Source organism: Streptomyces albicerus (assembly GCF_008905045.1).
GTDB classification, from domain to species: Bacteria; Actinomycetota; Actinomycetes; order Streptomycetales; family Streptomycetaceae; genus Streptomyces; species Streptomyces albicerus.
Genome location: NZ_VWMY01000072.1, coordinates 12465 through 28899, shown reverse-complemented (window position 1 = coordinate 28899; position 16435 = coordinate 12465). Strand labels below are relative to the sequence as shown.

The 16435-nt window shown below is 70.1% G+C and carries 13 protein-coding genes; 4 read left to right on the top strand and 9 right to left on the bottom strand.

Going from position 1 to position 16435, the window contains the following annotated elements; translation table 11 throughout:
• From GAS53_RS44175 to ureA, 3 genes are read right to left on the bottom strand one after another with little or no spacing between them, the layout of a single operon-like run.
• Positions 1–1038 carry an agmatine deiminase family protein gene (locus tag GAS53_RS44175; RefSeq protein WP_151483426.1) on the bottom strand — a complete coding sequence of 346 codons (1038 nt, stop codon included), beginning with the start codon at positions 1036–1038 and terminating at the stop codon, positions 1–3.
• A gap of 9 nt (positions 1039–1047) precedes the next feature.
• The gene (locus GAS53_RS44170) at positions 1048–2745 is read right to left on the bottom strand and encodes an urease subunit alpha (RefSeq protein ID WP_151483425.1); all 1698 of its coding nucleotides are present in this window, start codon (positions 2743–2745) and stop codon (positions 1048–1050) included.
• Entirely contained in the window at positions 2742–3458 is a 717-nt protein-coding gene (ureA, locus tag GAS53_RS44165) for an urease subunit gamma (RefSeq protein ID WP_151483424.1), read from the bottom strand. Before ureA ends, GAS53_RS44170 begins: the two co-directional genes overlap by 4 nt.
• Before the next feature lie 144 nt (positions 3459–3602).
• On the opposite strand from ureA, the gene GAS53_RS44160 reads away from it, so the two are divergent.
• Positions 3603–5048 carry a cytosine permease gene (locus tag GAS53_RS44160; protein ID WP_151483423.1) on the top strand — a complete coding sequence of 482 codons (1446 nt, stop codon included), beginning with the start codon at positions 3603–3605 and terminating at the stop codon, positions 5046–5048.
• A 187-nt stretch (positions 5049–5235) separates the two neighbouring features.
• On the opposite strand, the gene GAS53_RS44155 is transcribed toward GAS53_RS44160, so the two are convergent.
• Positions 5236–6342 carry a branched-chain amino acid aminotransferase gene (locus tag GAS53_RS44155; protein WP_151483422.1) on the bottom strand — a complete coding sequence of 369 codons (1107 nt, stop codon included), beginning with the start codon at positions 6340–6342 and terminating at the stop codon, positions 5236–5238.
• Positions 6343–6616: 274 nt separating this feature from the next.
• Positions 6617–7657 (bottom strand): 3-isopropylmalate dehydrogenase, encoded by a 1041-nt coding sequence (locus GAS53_RS44150; RefSeq protein ID WP_151483421.1) that lies wholly within the window; start codon positions 7655–7657, stop codon positions 6617–6619.
• 153 nt (positions 7658–7810) lie between these two features.
• Here GAS53_RS44150 and GAS53_RS44145 point away from each other — a divergent pair, with 153 nt between their 5' ends.
• Positions 7811–9379, top strand: a complete 1569-nt coding sequence (locus GAS53_RS44145; RefSeq protein ID WP_151483420.1) for a purple acid phosphatase family protein — start codon at positions 7811–7813, stop codon at positions 9377–9379.
• 83 nt (positions 9380–9462) lie between these two features.
• Here GAS53_RS44145 and GAS53_RS57840 read toward each other — a convergent pair whose 3' ends face one another.
• Entirely contained in the window at positions 9463–9594 is a 132-nt protein-coding gene (locus GAS53_RS57840) for a hypothetical protein (protein WP_107085114.1), read from the bottom strand.
• Between the two features lie 303 nt (positions 9595–9897).
• Entirely contained in the window at positions 9898–10431 is a 534-nt protein-coding gene (locus GAS53_RS44135; RefSeq protein WP_151483419.1) for a GNAT family N-acetyltransferase, read from the bottom strand.
• Between the two features lie 267 nt (positions 10432–10698).
• On the opposite strand from GAS53_RS44135, the gene GAS53_RS44130 reads away from it, so the two are divergent.
• Together GAS53_RS44130 and GAS53_RS44125 are read left to right on the top strand one after the other, a co-directional pair.
• Positions 10699–11646, top strand: a complete 948-nt coding sequence (locus tag GAS53_RS44130) for an NADP-dependent oxidoreductase (protein ID WP_151483418.1) — start codon at positions 10699–10701, stop codon at positions 11644–11646.
• Between the two features lie 155 nt (positions 11647–11801).
• Positions 11802–13733, top strand: a complete 1932-nt coding sequence (locus GAS53_RS44125; protein WP_151483417.1) for a glycoside hydrolase family 97 protein — start codon at positions 11802–11804, stop codon at positions 13731–13733.
• A gap of 37 nt (positions 13734–13770) precedes the next feature.
• On the opposite strand, the gene GAS53_RS44120 is transcribed toward GAS53_RS44125, so the two are convergent.
• Entirely contained in the window at positions 13771–14646 is an 876-nt protein-coding gene (locus tag GAS53_RS44120; RefSeq protein WP_151483416.1) for an alpha/beta fold hydrolase, read from the bottom strand.
• Between the two features lie 101 nt (positions 14647–14747).
• Positions 14748–16379, bottom strand: a complete 1632-nt coding sequence (gene pruA / locus GAS53_RS44115; protein WP_151483415.1) for an L-glutamate gamma-semialdehyde dehydrogenase — start codon at positions 16377–16379, stop codon at positions 14748–14750.
• Positions 16380–16435 lie beyond the last annotated feature (56 nt).

Sequence of the window (16435 nt, the reverse complement as noted above, 5' to 3'; positions counted from 1 at the left end):
TCAGGCCTTCGGCTGCTGTTGTGTGACGCAGTGGATGCCGCCCCCGCCCGCGAAGATCGCCCTCGCGTCCACCAGCGTCACCGTCCGCTCGGGGAACAGCCGCCGGAAGATCCCGGCCGCGATCTCGTCACGCGGGTCGTCGAATCCGCAGAGCACGACTCCGCCGTTGCAGAGGTAGTGGTTGATGTAGGAGTAGTCGGCCCAGTGGCCGTCGGCTTCCAGGACCGTCGGGGCGGGGATCTCGACGACCTCGAGACGGCGGCCGCGCGCGTCGGTCTGACGCGTGAGCAGCCCGATGACCTCCTCGCTGATCTCGTGGTCGGGGTGGGCCGGGTCCGGCTGGGAGTGGGCGACGACGACTCCGGGGCGGGCGAAGGCGGCGACGATGTCGACATGGCCGAGCGTTCCGAAGCCGTGCGGAGGGTAGTCGCCGGTCAGCCCGCGCGGCAGCCAGATCGCCCTGCGGGTGCCGAGCAGGCCGTGGATCTCGGCCTCGACCTCCTCGCGGGTCCAGTCGGGGTTGCGCTCCGGGCCGAGTTGCACGGTCTCCGTCAGCAGGACGGTGCCCTCGCCGTCGACGTGGATCGCGCCGCCCTCGTTGACGAGTCGCGAGGCGTACGTACGTGCCCCGGCCAGGTCCGACACGTATGCCGCGATCTTGGCGTCGTGCTCCCAGCGGGCCCAGTCCTGGGCACCCCAGCCGTTGAACGTCCAGTCCACGGCGGCCAGTTCACCCTTGCCGTCGGTGAGGAAGGTGGGGCCGATGTCCCGCATCCAGGCGTCGTCGAGCTCGCGTTCGACGGTGTCGATGCCCGAGCCCAGCAGGGTCCGCGCCTGGGCCGACTGACCGGGCCCGCACACGACCGTGACCGGTTCGAAGCGGCGTACGGCACGGGCCACCGACGCCCAGGCCGCACGCGATTCGGCGAGGTCGTCCGGGTCGTCGAAGGTGGCGTTCGGTCCTGGCCACGCCATCCAGGTGCGCTCGTGCGGGGTCCACTCGGCGGGCATGCGGAAGCCGTCGGCGGCAGCAGACATGGGAGATCCTTAGAGGAAGTACAGGCGATTGAGGGTGACGGACTCGGCCGGCTCGGAGCGCAACGGGTCGCCGTCGAGGGTGACAAGCCCAGTGCGCTGATCCACGTCGACCGTCCCCGTACGGGAGTTGAGGCGCAGATCGGCAGGACCGATCCCGCGGGTGCCGCGAACTGCCACGCGACGGCGGCGCGTTGGCATGGTGTCGTTGCCCTGGTCGAGTGCGGCCCGCGCCACGAAGGCGACGGAGAGGTCCGCCGGGGTCGCGCCGTGTGCCCCGAACTGCGGTCCCAGGACGAGGGGTTCGCAGGTGTCGGTCGCCGCGTTCGGGTCGCCCACGACTCCGTACGCCGGGAAGCCGGACTTCAGCACGAGCTGCGGCTTCGCGCCGAAGAACTCGGGACGCCACAGCACGATGTCGGCGAGCTTGCCCACCTCGATGGAGCCGACCTCGTGGGCGAGGCCGTGCGCGATGGCGGGGTTGACGGTCAGCTTCGCCATGTAGCGCAGGACGCGTGTGTTGTCGTCGCCGGATTCGCCGGAGTGGTCCCCTTCCAGCGGCCCCAGCTCGGCCTTCATCTTCCCGGCCGTCGCGAAGGTCCGGCGTACGGTCTCACCCGCGCGGCCCATGCCCTGCGCGTCCGACGAGGTGATGCCGATCGCGCCCAGGTCGTGCAGCAGGTCCTCGGCGCCCATGGTCCCGGCCCGTATCCGGTCGCGGGCCATCGCCGCGTCGCCCGGCAGGTCGGTCTTCAGGTCGTGGACGGAGACGATCATCCCGTAGTGCTCGGCGACCGCGTCCCGGCCGAACGGCAGGGTCGGGTTGGTGGAGGAGCCGATGACGTTCTCGACTCCCGCCATCTTCAGGACGTTCGGCACATGGCCGCCGCCGCAGCCCTCGATGTGGAAGGCGTGGATGGTACGGCCTTCGAGCACGCGCAGGGTGTCCTCGACGGACAGGCACTCGTTCAACCCGTCGCTGTGCAGGGCGACTTGGACGTCGTACTCCTCGGCGACGCGCAGCGCGGTGTCCAGCGCGCGGGTGTGGGCGCCCATGTCCTCGTGGACCTTGAAGCCGGACGCACCGCCCTCCGCGAGCGCCTCGACCAGCGGCGCCTCGTGCGAGGACGAACCCCGGCCCAGGAAGCCGATGTTGACCGGCCAGGCGTCGAACGAGTTGAAAGCGTGCCGCAGCGCCCAGGGCGAGTTGACTCCGACGCCCCACACCGGCCCGAACTCCTGGCCGACGATCGTCGTCACACCGGAGGCGAGCGAGGCCTCCATGACGCGCGGCGACAGCAGATGGACGTGCGTGTCGACGGCTCCCGCGGTGGCGATCAGCCCTTCACCGGACACGATGGACGTGCCCGTGCCGACGACGACGTCGACGCCGTCGAGGGTGTCGGGGTTCCCGGCCCGTCCGATCGCCGCGATCCGCCCTTCACGGATCCCGATCGACACCTTCCGGATGCCCTGCACCGCGTCGATCACGACGACGTTGCTGATCACGACGTCACAGGTGTCACGGACAGCGGCGGCCTTGAGATGCAGACCGTCGCGGGCGGTCTTGCCGAATCCGGCGAGGAACTCGTCCCCGTAGTGCTGGGCGTCCGACTCGACGCGGATGGTCAGCCCCGAGTCGCCGAGGCGGACACGGTCGCCGGCGCGGGGACCGTGAGTGGCGGCGTACGCGTACGGGTCGATGCTCATCGATCGGCTCCTTCGGCGCTCTCGGGTGTGTGAGTGCCGGCTCCCAGATATCCGCAGGCGGCCGCCCGGCGCAGGGCCTCTTCCTTGGCTCCGGGCGTGTCCAACGGGCCGTCCACCAGCCCCGCGAACCCGATCGCGACCCGATCGCCCCCGACGGGCACGAGCCCGACGTCGACACGCTCCCCCGGCCCGAACCGCACCGACGATCCCGCCGGGACGGCGAGCCGCATCCCATAGGCCGCCGCCCGGTCGAAGTCGAGCCGCGGGTTGGCCTCGAAGAAGTGGAAGTGCGAGGTGACGGAGACGGGCACGGTGGCGGTGTTGGTGACCGCGAGCCGTACGACCGCCCCGGGCTCGGCGTGTGCGGGCCCGGGCAGCAGTGCGCCGGGCGCGCCGGCCCCCAACCCGCCGCCTCCGATGGGATCGGCCACGACCGCGAGCCGTGAACCGTCGTCGAACACGGCCTCGACATGCACCTCGGTCACGACATCGGCGACACCCGGCAGCACGTCGTCCGGCCCGAGCACGGCCCTGGCCTCCTCGATGGCCTCGGCGAGCCTTCGCCCGTCACGGGCGGCCTCACAGACGGTGTCCGCGATGAGCGCGGTCGCCTCCGGCACGTTCAGCCTGAGACCGCGGGCCCGGCGGGCGCGGGCCAGCTCGGCGGCGCCGAAGAGCAACAGCCGGTCACGTTCCGTGGGGGTCAGTCTCACGCCGGGCACCTCCTTGCATGGCAATTCTTAGAGCATCACTCTAACTGCAAGTTTCGTTGAAGCGAAGCATTGACGGGTAGGGAGAAGATAGCTCAGATTGAACGCTGCTCTAACAATCAGGCGGCCGATCGAAGGGGACCAGCCATGCCGACAGCGATGGAACAGCGCGGAGTCGACACCATCCCGGAGGAGGAGCGGACGAGCGGTCCGCGCGATCTGGTCTCGATCCTGCTCGGCTCGAACCTCTGCCTCGGGGTGATCGTCTTCGGCTGGCTGCCGCCGTCGTTCGGCCTGGACTGGTGGGAGTCGGTCACCTCGGTCGTCGCCGGCACGCTCGTCGGCACGGCCCTCACGGCCCCGCTCGCGCTGGTGTCCCTGCGCACGGCGACCAACCTCTCGACGTCGTCGGGCGCCCAGTTCGGCGTACGGGGCAGGCTGGTCGGCTCGGTCGTCGGGCTCCTGCTGGCCCTCGGCTACACGGCACTGACCGTGTGGATCGGCGGCGACGTGATGGTGGGCGTGCTGCACCGCCTCTTCGGACTGCCCGCCTCCGACCTCTCGTACGCACTGGTCTACGCCCTGCTCTCGGCGGCGACCGTGGCGGGTGCGGTGTACGGCTACCGGGTGCTGCTGGGGCTGTCCCGGATCCTGGCCGTGGGCATGACGGGTCTGCTGGTCCTCGGCGTGATCGCGTACGCCCCGCACTTCACCACGTCCGCCCTGCCGGAGACCGGCGGCTATCTGCTGGGCGGCTTCTGGCAGACGTGGCTGCTGGCGGCGGTGGCCGCCGGCCTGTCCGGCCCGATCGCGTTCATCACGCTCCTCGGCGACTACACCCGCTACATCTCGCCGTCCCGCCACTCCTCCCGGACGGTCCTGCACGCGACCTGGCTGGGACTGACCGCCGGCCTGCTGATCCCTCAGCTCTTCGGCACCTTCACGGCGTACGCGGCTCGCGCGGCCCTCGACTACGCGGGCCCGCTCGTCTCCGCCGCTCCCACCTGGTATCTGCTCCCGCTCCTGCTCGCCGCCTCCGCCGGATCGGTCGGCAACGCGGGCCTGATGCTCTACTCGATGGGCCTCGACCTGGACGCGATCCTGCCCCGCGCCTCCCGCGCCCGCGCCACGTACGCGGCCGCGGTCGTCGCCACGGCCTGCGTCTTCGTCGGCCACTACACGTCCAGCGCGCAGCACGCGATGACGTCCTTCGTCCTGCTGCTGACCGCGATCGGCACGCCCTGGGCGGTCATCACACTCATCGGCTTCGCCCGCTGTCGGGGGGTGTACGACCCGGACGCACTCCAGGTCTTCAACCGCCGTTCCCGCGGCGGGATCTACTGGTACCGGTCCGGGTGGAACCTCCCGGCGACCGTGTCCTGGGCCCTGGGCGCGGTAGTGGGTGTACTGGCTGTGTCCCTGCCGTCGTACGAGGGGCCGTTGCTGTCGGTGACGGGCGGGGTGGACTGCAGCTTTCTGCTGTCGGGGCTCGTGGGCGGCGCCGCCCACCTGGCGCTGACGGCGCGGAAGGCTCCGGCTCAGGTGCCGGCATCCTCCACGACCGAGCACCAGCGGGCCAACGTGGGGTCGTAGCGGAGGGTGCCGTGTCCGAGCTGCGCGAGGTCGAGTACACGCAACTGCCGGTAGGCCTCGTCGTCCACTTCAGGACCGAGGACGATCCGGATGCCGGTACCGGTGTCTGATCCGGACCCACGGACGGGGCCCGCGCAGCAGAGAAAGGACCGGGGTCCGCGCGGACCCCGGTCTTCCCCGACACGCGTCAGCCGAGCTGGTGCATCCAGCCGTGCTTGTCCTCCGCCGTGCCCCGCTGGATGTTGAGCAGCGCCTCGCGCAGCTTCACGGTGACCTCGCCGGGCTCACCGCCGGAGTGCTGCCACTCGGTGCCGGTGCACTTGACCGTGCCGACGGGGGTGATGACCGCCGCCGTGCCGCAGGCGAAGACCTCGGTCAGGGTGCCGTTCTCGGTGTCGCGCTGCCACTGGTCGATGGAGACGCGGCCCTCCTCGGACTCGTAACCGAGGTCACGGGCGACCGAGAGGAGCGAGTCGCGGGTGACGCCCTCCAGGATGGAGCCGGTGAGTGTGGGGGTGATGATCACGGGCTTTGAATTGGACGCGGCTCCGTACACGAAGTACAGGTTCATGCCGCCCAGTTCCTCGACCCACTTGTGCTCGACGGCGTCGAGGTAGCAGACCTGGTCGCAGCCCTTCGCGGCGGCCTCGGCCTGGGCCAGCAGGGACGCGGCGTAGTTGCCGCCGGTCTTGGCGTCGCCCATGCCGCCGGGGACGGCGCGCACGCGGTCCTCGGAGAGCCAGATCGAGACGGGCTTCACGCCGCCCGGGAAGTAGGCGCCCGCGGGCGACGCGATGACGAGGAAGAGGTACTCGTTCGCGGGCTTCACGCCCAGGCCGACCTCGGTCGCGATCATGAACGGGCGCAGGTAGAGCGACTCCTCGCCACCGTGCGCCGGCACCCACGCCTTGTCCTGCTGGACCAGCGCGTCGCACGCCTCGATGAACGTCTCGACGGGCAGCTCCGGCATGGCGAGGCGGCGGGCGGAGTCCTGGAAGCGCTTGGCGTTCTTGTCCGGGCGGAAGGTGGCGACGGACCCGTCGGGCTGCCGGTAGGCCTTCAGGCCCTCGAAGATCTCCTGCGCGTAGTGCAGGACGTTGGTCGCCGGGTCGAGGGAGAGCGGGCCGTACGGCGTGAGCTGGCCGTCGTGCCAGCCGCGGCCCTCGGTCCACTTGATCGTCACCATGTGGTCGGTGAAGTGGCGGCCGAACCCGGGGTTGGCCAGGATCGCCTCGCGCTCCGCCGCGGAGAGCGGGGACGAGGAGGGCTTGAGCTCGATCGTGGGCGTCGTCATGAGTGGTTGTCCTTCACCGGTTGTGTGTGACGAGCCGCGCTCACGCCTGTACTGCCAGTGGCCAGTGTTAGGACGTCCGAGCATTTCCTCATTCCGCGGCTCCGCGTTCGATTATCGCGTGAGGTGAGCCGAATGGGGTACCACCCGTGCCATCGAGGCCATGGGGGCAGAAACGGTGTGAATGCGGCCCAGGGGTTGATGGTGGCACCCGGCAAGGCATACGAAAAGCCGCCGGGTGCGGAAGCGACCCGGCGGCTTGAGCAGTACCGGCGGGTCAGCCGGATACTCGGGCGGCGAGCGCGTCGCCGATTTCGTCGGTCGTACGGGTCGTGGTGCCGCGCTCCGCGAGGTCGACGGAGACGGCGTCCTCGATGCGGGCGGCCTCGGTCTCGTAGCCGAGGTGACGCAGCAGGAGGGCGACGGACAGAACGGTGGCGGAGGGGTCGGCCTTGCCCTGGCCCGCGATGTCCGGGGCCGAGCCGTGCACCGGCTCGAACATGGACGGGAACTCGCCGGAGGGGTTGATGTTCCCGCTCGCGGCGACGCCGATACCGCCGGAGACGGCCGCGGCGAGGTCGGTGATGATGTCGCCGAAGAGGTTGTCGGTGACGATCACGTCGAAGCGCTCGGGCTGCGTGACGAGGTAGATCGTCGCCGCGTCCACGTGCATGTACTCGGTGGTGACCTCGGGGAACTCCTCGGCCACCTTGTTGAAGACGTTCGTCCACAGGTGACCCGCGAAGGCCAGCACGTTGTTCTTGTGGATCAGCGCGAGCTTCTTGCGCGGGCGGGCCTGTGCGCGGGCGAAGGCGTCGCGGACGACGCGCTCGACACCGAAGGCCGTGTTCACGGAGACCTCGGTGGCGACCTCGTGCGGGGTGCCCTTGCGGATGGTGCCGCCGTTGCCGGTGTACGGGCCCTCGGTGCCCTCGCGGACCACGACGAAGTCGATCTGGGGCTGGCCCGCGAGCGGGGTGGCGACACCCGGAAGGAGCTTCGACGGACGCAGGTTGACGTGGTGGTCGAAGAGGAAGCGGAGCTTCAGCAGGAAGCCGCGCTCCAGGACGCCGGACGGCACGCTCGGGTCACCGATGGCGCCGAGCAGGATCGCGTCGTGCTTCTTGAGCGCGTCGACGTCCGCGTCGGTGAGGGTCTCTCCGGTGGCGTGGTAACGCTTGGCGCCGAAGTCGTACTCCTTGGTCTCCAGCTTCACATCCTGCGGGAGGACGGCCGAGAGGACCTTCAGGCCTTGGGCCACGACTTCCTGACCGATGCCGTCACCGGGGATCACTGCGAGATTGATGCTGCGAGACATGTCGGCACCCTACTCCTCGTCCCACGGGATGACACCGGCTGTCCGCGATACGGACACGATACGGACGCCATCGAGTGGCCGCGCATCAACCTGTCGACTTCCGTTCACCCGTACGTCTGGCGGTTGTTGGCGCGCGCTGGGAAGTTCACCGGCATGGACACTCCCGACGTCGGCATCCCGCCGCAGCTCGCACGCCGGATGAGCATGGCGGAGCAGTACGAGTACCTGCGGACGAAGCTCACCCGCCGCCGGGCGCTGGTGACCGCGGGCGCCGTGGCCGGCGGACTGCTGACCGGCTGCTCCGGCTCGGGCTCCGGTACGGACACGGCGACCGCGAGCCGGTCGGCCACCGCGACCGCGACCGAGCGGGTGCACGGGTCGGTCGTCGCGCCCTTCGGCCGTCATCTCGCCTTCGGCGCGGACCCGAAGACCCAGATGCGGATCTCCTGGCAGGTGCCGCTCGCGGTGCGCAAGCCGTACGTGCGCGTGGGGCTGAAGCCGTGGGAGCTGAGCCGGAAGATCGAGGCCGAGGTCCGCGACCTGCACACACCGGAGCTGGCGGGGCAGCGGCTCGCGGTGGACCAGTACTACCTGCACGCGGCGCTCGACGGCCTGCGCCCCGGCACGACGTACTACTACGGCGTCGGCCACGAGGGTTTCGACCCGGCGTCCAAGGAACGGCACTCCACGGTCGGCTCGTTCCGCACCGCGCCCGCCCGCCCGGAGACGTTCGTGTTCACCGCGTTCGGCGACCAGGGCGTCACCCCCGACGCGCTCGCCACCGACCGCGTGCTCATCGGCCAACGCCCGTCCTTCCACCTGCACGCGGGGGACATCTGCTACGCCGACGACACGGGACACGGCAAGAAGTCGGACTACTACGCCCCCACCGCCTGGGACCTGTTCCTCAAGCAGACCGAGCCGGTGGCCAAGTCCGTTCCGTGGATGGTGACGACCGGCAACCACGACATGGAGGCCTGGTACTCGCCGAACGGGTACGGGGGCCAGTCGGCACGCTGGACGCTCCCGGACAACGGCTTCGACGCGAAGAACGCCCCGGGCGTCTACTCCTTCACATACGGCAACGTCGGGATCGTGGCGCTGGACGCGAACGACGTGTCGTACGAGATTCCCGCCAACAAGGGCTACTCGAACGGCAGGCAGACGGCCTGGCTCGACAAGCGGCTCCGCGAACTGCGCGAGGAGGTCGACTTCATCGTGGTCTTCTTCCACCACTGCGCGTACTCGACGTCGACCCACGCCTCGGACGGCGGCGTACGCGACGCCTGGGTGCCGCTGTTCGCCAAGCACCGGGTGGACCTGGTGATCAACGGCCACAACCACGTGTACGAACGGACCGACGCCATCAAGGGCGGCAAGGTGGGCAGGCCGGTGCCGATCGGCGCGTCGACCGATCCGACGCGGGACGGAATCGTGTACGTCACGGCGGGTGGGGCGGGCAAGAGCCTTTACCACTTCCCCGACGGGGTGAAGGACAGCTACGAGGGGAACGTCGCCGACCGCGAGTCCGTGCGGACCTACCACTGGACGAAGTCGCGGGACGAGAACCCCGACACCGTGGAGTGGTCGAGGGTGCGGTACACCGGCTACTCCTTCCTCTCTGTGGAGGCGGAGACGGGCGCGGCCGCGAAGCTCAAGGTGTCGGCGCTCGCGCAGAACGGCGAGCGCATCGACTACTTCGAGGTGCGGCGAGGGGCGTGAGGCCCCGCGCCGCACCCCGTGCGGGTGCGGCTCCCGGCTTCTGTGGCGCTCAGCTCTCTGTGGCGCTCAACTCTCGGCGGGGCTCAGTGGCCCGTCTCGCCGCCGTTGTCCCTGCGGTCGAGGGCGCGCTGGAGCGCGGCGGCGGCGTTCTTCCGGTCGGACTCGCTCGTACGGGAGGTGTGACGGACTCGGCGGCGGACGGTCGTCTCGGCCATGATGAATCGACTCCTTGCCTCCGGCAGTGACCGCCGGAAGTGCGGTGAGGGACTACGAGACGCCGGATGGGGCGGGGAGCGGTGCCGCAGGGGTTGCCTGCCAAGGGCTCCGGCTCACGACCGCCATTCGCTTGGTCGAGCGAGACGTTCGGCTTCTACAAAGCTAGGCGAGGACCGGGCATCTGTCTCCACAATTAGTCGGACTTCCTACTATCTGAGACGGTGGATTGGGTCACACGGCCCTGACCTGCGGTGATGCCTTCTGCGGCGGCAGCAGTTCCAGCGCGGGCATCGGCCCGACGGCTAGAGAACGTCGCCGTCGCGCCAGTCGAAGACGAGGTCGTGTGCCGGGTCGAGGGGGCCGTCGGCCCCGTACCGGACGAGGACCTCTTCGTCCGGGAGCGGCGCGGGGCCGGCCGGGCCGAGCGTGCTGAGGCGGCCGGGCCAGAGTTGCCAGCCGCGGGAGGTGTACAGACCCTCGCCCTCGTGGGTGGGGGAGAGTGCGCCGAGTGCGTAGGCACGGTCGATCACCCGCTCCAGCGCGGCCATCACCTGCCCGCCGAGGCCCCTGCGTTGGAGGTCCGGGCGGACCGCGACGGCCTCGACGTAACCGGTGCGCAGGGACCGGCCGTGGTGCAGAACGCGGCGCTGGACCACGGAGCCGTGGGCGGCGAGTCCGGTCTCGTCGTGCACGAGGACGTGGATGCCGCCGAGTCCGTGATCCCAGTCCTCGTCGTCGAAGTCCCCTTCGAAGGCGTCGTCCAGGAGGGTGCGGGCGGCGCGGAGTTCGGCGGGGGTGAGGTCCGCTGTGTGGGCGGTACGCAGTCGGTTGGCCATCGCCCCAGTATTTCGTCCTGGTTCCGCTAAGCGGTCTCGGGGAAGTGGGGTGCGTTCCCGCGTCGTCCGGTGCGGTGCATCGGCGTGCTGCCGCATCGCCCTCGTACTGGACGTACTTGGGTGATGCGGCAGTGCGGCGAGGTGCCGTGCCGGGCGGCGTGGGGGCGTGCCTCACTTCCCCGAGACCGCTTAGATGCGCAAGCCCGGTCGCGGGAGCACGATGGAGAGTTGAGCGGTCCGTGAAACCGGCTTCGGGAGGGAGACCCGATGACCACCGCACTTCCACGTACGCGCGTGATCACCCAGCACCGTTTCGGCGGTCCCGAGGTCCTGGAGATCGAGGAGCGGGAGCGGCCCGTGCCCGGACCCGGGGAGATTCTGGTCAGGGTGCGGGCGGCGGGCGTCAACGCCGTTGACCGGCTGGTGCGTTCGGGTGTCGCGCCGCTCTTCGGGGCTCCGCCGTTCACACTCGGCGCCGATGTCTCCGGCGTGGTCGAGGAGGTCGGAGCGGGCGTCAGCCGGTTCCGGCCGGGTGACGAGGTCTTCGGCAAGATCCTGGCGGGCGGTTACGCGGAGCACGTCACGGCCCCCGCCGACGAGTTCGCGGCCAAGCCGTCGTCCCTGGACCACGTCCACGCGGCCGCCGCGCCCACCGCGACCCTCACCGCCTGGCAGGCCCTGATCGACATCGCCCGAGTGGCCCCGGGCACAAGGGTGTTGATCCACGCGGCGGCAGGCGGCGTCGGGCACGCGGCGGTGCAGATCGCCAAGGCGGAGGGCGCCTACGTCGTCGGCACGGCCCGCGCCGACAAGCACGATCTCCTCCGCGAGCTGGGCATCGACGAGCCGGTCGACTACACGGTCACGGACTTCGCCACGGCCGTACGGGACATGGACGTCGCCCTCGATCTGGTCGGCGGCGACTACGGACCGCGCACGCTCAGCACCCTGCGTCCGGGCGGCCTGTTGGTGTCCGCCCTCCCCGGCGACCTGGGCCTGTCCCCCGAGGATGTCGAGGCGCGCGGGATGCGTTTCGCGGTCGTGCAGGTCGAACGGTCCGGCACGCGCCTGGGGAAGATCGCCTCCCTGCTGGCGGGCGGCCGCGTACGCATCCATGTGGACGCGGTCCTGCCGTTCACGGAGGCGGCGAAGGCCCATGAGCTCGGGGAGTCGGGGCACACCAAAGGCAAGATCGTCCTCACGCTCCCGGAGTGATCCTCCTGGGTGGGTACCCGCATCCCTCCCTTACTGAACCGCTCATCAGCAATCCGATGTCTGATGCTGTCGTATTCCTTGACAGCCCACAATAGCCCCTCCACTCTCACATTCATCCACCAGTCATCGGATGACTGCGACAGGAGGGGTTCTACATGGCGGTCCAACCCCGGGCCCGCACCATCGTGTTGACGCTCTGTTACGCACTTCTCGCCACAGCCACGGCGGCGCTTCCGGCCCGTGCCGAAGCCCCCGCGGCCTCCGCGGCTCCCCCGGCTCCCGCGTCCTGGGAGGTGCGCGGCCCCCACGGCTCCCCCACGGCCGTGCTCTCCCTCGACCCGGCCGACGGCCGCCCCACCCTGGCGGTGAGACGCGCCGGCCGTACGGTCATCGAACCGTCCCCCGTCGGCCTCGTCACCGAACAGGCCGACCTCTCCAAGGACTTGACCTTCACCGGCCGCTCCGACCGCACGATCGCGGAGCACTACACCGTCCGGGCGGGCAAGTCGCACAAGCGTGTCGTCCGCATGACCGAGTCCCGCTTCCGCTTCCGCACGGCGGACGGCGCCCGCCTCGACCTGCTGACCCGGGTCGCCCCGGACGGCGTCGCCTACCGCTACGTCCTGCCCGACAACCACGGAAACGTCCTACGAGAGACCTCCGCCTTCACCCTCCCCGCCACGGCGGAAGCCGTGCTCGGCGGCTACCGCGCGGACAACGAACTCCGCTTCTCCCGCTACCCGTCGGCGGCCGCGGCCCCGGCGGGCGCGTACATGATGCAGGCCCTCTTCAAGACGGACGGCGGCTACGCCCTGATCGCCGAGTCGGACCTCTCCGGCAGCTACGCGGGCGCCCACCTCACCCACACCGCCGACTCGTCGACGTACGGCGTGAGTCTGTGGAACGACGAGCCGGTCCAGGTGTCCGGCAGGCTCACCACCCCCTGGCGCGCGGTGATCACCGGTGATCTGGCCACGGTCACCGAGTCGACGTTCACCGACGACCTCGCCCCCAAGTCCCGTGTCCGCGACACTGGTTGGATCAAACCGGGACCCGCTCTCTGGACCTGGCTCGCGGGCGGCAAGGAGGCCGGGCAGAGCCTGGAGGCGCAGAAGAAGTACGTCGACTACGCGGCCGAGCGGAAGTGGCCGTACGAGGTCGTGGACGCGGGCTGGTACTACAAGCCCGGCGAGTGGGATGTCATCGACCCCGACTGGCAGACGAACAGCTGGATGCCCGAGCTGGTGCGCTACGGCAAGGAACGCGGCGTGGACATCCAGGTCTGGCTCCACTACACCCTCCTCATCGACCCCGTCGAAAGGGAGAAGTGGCTGTCCACGCTGGAGCGTTGGGGCGTCAAGGGTGTGAAGATCGACTTCATGGACTCGGAGTCCCAGGAGCGGATGCGCTGGTACGACGAGGCTCTGGAGGACACCGCGAAGCACCATCTGATGGTCAACTTCCATGGCTCGACGATCCCCAAGGGCATCCAGCGCACCTGGCCGCACGTGATGACGCTGGAGGGCGTCGGCGGCGAGGAGAAGCGCAACAACACGCCCGAGCAACTGGCGGCGCTCCCCTTCACCCGTAACGTCATCGGCTCCATGGACTTCACACCGGGCGCCTTCCACCGCCCGTACCGGCCCAACGTCGGCTCCGACGCGGGCGAGTTGGGCCTGACCGTCCTCTACGAGTCCGGCATCCAGAACCTCGCCGGCACCCCGGAGTCGTACGACGGCCGTCCGGAGGCCCGCCGCTACCTGGAGCAACTGCCGAGCGGGTGGGAGGAGACCCGGCTGCTCACCGGCGACCCGGGCCGCTCGGCGGTACTGGCCCGTCGGTCGGCCGACGGCCGCTGGTTCATCGGCGGTACGTTCGCGGGCGCGGCCCAGAGTGTGGACGTACCCATGCGTCTCGGCGCGGGCAAGTGGCTCGTGGAGACCGTGACCGACGGCCCGTCGGGCCTGGTCCGGGAGCCGCACGTCGTCCGCGGCGGCGACACCCTCACCGTCCCGGTCGTGACGGACGGCGGCTTCGCGGCGCTGGCCTGCCGCTGGCACGAGGGCCGTACGAGCTGCGACCGCTGACGCCTGCGCGTACTGTGATCGGCTCCCCCGGGGCCGATCACAGTACCGATGTGACCGCCTCCCGGAAGCCCTTCGGGTCCTCGACCCAGGGCAGGTGCCCGGCCTCCGCGAGGATCGTGCGCCGCACGCGTGGCAGGGCCCGTTCCAGCGAGTCCACCGCCGAGCGCGGCCGGATGTCCCGCGCCCCGTCGACGACGACCACGGGCAGGTCGAGTGTCTGGCAGGCCGCGTACAGCTCCGGAGTGCCCCAGGTGCTCTTCCGCTCGGCGTTGAGGACCTTGTTGCAGTCATCGTTGATCTCGAACCAGGGGTCGGCCATGCGCCCGGCGTGCTCCAGATCCCGCTCGCGGTCCACGAACTCGACCGACCACCGCAGCACGGCCGTCTCCCGTTGCTCGGCCTCGGTCGGGCCCTGACGGCTTGTCAACTCATGGAAGTGGGCCAGCCGTTCGGGCCGCTCGCCGAGCCGCGCGGTGAAGTTGCGCTTGTACGCGTCGTACCACTCGGAGTCCGGCCCGATCCCGATACCGCTCACATAGACCAGGGCGCTGACCTGCTCCGGGTGGGCCAGCGCGTAGCTCAGCGCCAGTTGCGCACCCCAGGAGTGGCCGAGCAGCGCCATCCGCTCCAGCCCGAAGTGCCGGCGCACCGCGTCCAGGTCGGCCACGAACCGCTCGCTCGTCCACGGCCCGTCGCACCGCTCCGACCGTCCGCAGCCGCGCTGGTCCCAGCGGACCACTGTGGCCGTGTCGGTGAACAGCCCCGCCACGTCCTCGAACATGTCCCACAGGCCGGGCCCGCCGTGGCACAGCACCAGCGGCTCGCCCCGGCCGCCGCGTCCGCTCCGGGCCGCCCACAGCCGTAAGCCGTCGTCGGTCGTGACCGTCTCGGTCGCGCTCTTCGTCCACGTCATGATGGAGAGTCTGCCCGGACGGACACGCACGCGGGCCAGGTCACCGCCCTTTGCCGGCGGGTGCCTGGCCCGTGAGTGTGCCCGCAAGTGCGCCTGGGACGTCAGCCCATGTGCGGGTACGGGTAGTCGGTCGGCGGGACCAGGGTCTCCTTGATGGCGCGGGTCAGTGTCCAGCGCATCAGGTTCTGCGGGGCGCCCGCCTTGTCGTTCGTACCCGAGGCGCGGCCGCCGCCGAAGGGCTGCTGGCCGACCACGGCACCGGTGGACTTGTCGTTGACGTAGAAGTTGCCGGCCGCGTAGCGGAGCTTCTCCATCGTGTACGCCGCCGCCGCGCGGTCGTTCGCGATGACCGCGCCGGTGAGCGCGTAGTCCGACACCGACTCCATCTGGGTCAGCATCTCCTCGTACCGGTCGTCCTCGTAGACGTGCACCGCGAGGAACGGGCCGAAGTACTCCGTGGTGAAGACCTCGTTCGCCGGGTCCGAGCACTCGACGACGGTCGGACGGACGAAGTAGCCGACCGAGTCGTCGTACGAGCCGCCCGCGACGACCGTGCAGGACGGGTCGGACTTCGCGCGGTCGATCGCCGCCTTGTTCTTGGCGAAGGAACGCTCGTCGATGACGGCGCCGATGAAGTTCGACAGGTCGGTGACGTCGCCCATCGCGATGCCGTCGACCTCGGCCGCGAACTCCTCCTTGAAGCCGGAGTTCCAGATGGACGCGGGGACGTACGCGCGGGAGGTGGCCGAGCACTTCTGGCCCTGGTACTCGAAGGAACCGCGGGTGAGGGCCGTCTTCAGGACCGCGCGGTCGGCGCTCGGGTGGGCGACGACGAAGTCCTTGCCGCCGGTCTCGCCGACCATCCGCGGGTACGTGCGGTACTTCTCGATGTTGTTGCCGACCGTCTTCCACAGGTACTGGAAGGTCTTGGTCGAGCCGGTGAAGTGGATGCCCGCGAGGTCCCGGTGTTCAAGGGCGACCTTGGAAACCTCGATGCCGTCACCGGTGACGAGGTTGATGACGCCCTTGGGGAGACCGGCCTCCTCCAGCAGCTGCATGAGCAGCACGGCGGCGTGGGTCTGCGTCGGCGACGGCTTCCACACGACGACGTTGCCCATCAGCGCGGGCGCGGTCGGCAGGTTGCCCGCGATCGCCGAGAAGTTGAACGGCGTGATCGCGTAGACGAAGCCTTCGAGCGGGCGGTGGTCGAGGCGGTTCCAGACGCCCGTCGAGTTGGCCGGCGGCTGCTCGGCGAGCAGGTCACGGGCGTACTTGACGTTGAAGCGCCAGAAGTCGATCAGCTCGCAGGGACAGTCGATCTCGGCCTGCTGGGCGGTCTTGGACTGGCCGAGCATGGTGGAGGCGGCCAGCGTCTCGCGCCACGTCGTGGACAGCAGCTCGGCGGCGCGCAGGATGATCGCGGCGCGGTCGTCGAAAGCCATCGCGCGCCAGGCGGGCGCGGCGGCGAGGGCCGCGTCGATCGCGTCCTGGGCGTCCTGCTGCGTGGCGTTCGCGTACGTGCCGAGGCGGGCCTTGTGGTTGTGCGGCTGCACGACGTCGAAGCGGTCGCCGCCGCCCATCCGCTTCTCGCCGCCGATGGTCATCGGCAGGTCGACGGGGTTCTCGGCGAGCTCCTTGAGCTTGGCCTCCAGGCGGGCGCGCTCGGGCGAGCCGGGGGCATAGCCGTGCACCGGCTCGTTGACGGGGGTGGGGACCTGGGTCACAGCGTCCATGGTTTCCGTACTCCTTAGTGAGCGGTGTTTTCGGGGCTCAGGCCCTTGTTCTCAAC

Coding starts and splice junctions, on each gene's coding strand:
- GAS53_RS44175 (WP_151483426.1), bottom strand. CDS start 1,038: ATGTCTGCTGCCGCCGACGGCTTCCGCATGCCCGCCGAGTGGACCCCG.
- GAS53_RS44170 (WP_151483425.1), bottom strand. CDS start 2,745: ATGAGCATCGACCCGTACGCGTACGCCGCCACTCACGGTCCCCGCGCC.
- GAS53_RS44160 (WP_151483423.1), top strand. CDS start 3,603: ATGCCGACAGCGATGGAACAGCGCGGAGTCGACACCATCCCGGAGGAG.
- GAS53_RS44155 (WP_151483422.1), bottom strand. CDS start 6,342: ATGACGACGCCCACGATCGAGCTCAAGCCCTCCTCGTCCCCGCTCTCC.
- GAS53_RS44150 (WP_151483421.1), bottom strand. CDS start 7,657: ATGTCTCGCAGCATCAATCTCGCAGTGATCCCCGGTGACGGCATCGGT.
- GAS53_RS44145 (WP_151483420.1), top strand. CDS start 7,811: ATGGACACTCCCGACGTCGGCATCCCGCCGCAGCTCGCACGCCGGATG.
- GAS53_RS57840 (WP_107085114.1), bottom strand. CDS start 9,594: ATGGCCGAGACGACCGTCCGCCGCCGAGTCCGTCACACCTCCCGTACG.
- GAS53_RS44135 (WP_151483419.1), bottom strand. CDS start 10,431: ATGGCCAACCGACTGCGTACCGCCCACACAGCGGACCTCACCCCCGCC.
- GAS53_RS44130 (WP_151483418.1), top strand. CDS start 10,699: ATGACCACCGCACTTCCACGTACGCGCGTGATCACCCAGCACCGTTTC.
- GAS53_RS44125 (WP_151483417.1), top strand. CDS start 11,802: ATGGCGGTCCAACCCCGGGCCCGCACCATCGTGTTGACGCTCTGTTAC.
- GAS53_RS44120 (WP_151483416.1), bottom strand. CDS start 14,646: ATGACGTGGACGAAGAGCGCGACCGAGACGGTCACGACCGACGACGGC.
- pruA (WP_151483415.1), bottom strand. CDS start 16,379: ATGGACGCTGTGACCCAGGTCCCCACCCCCGTCAACGAGCCGGTGCAC.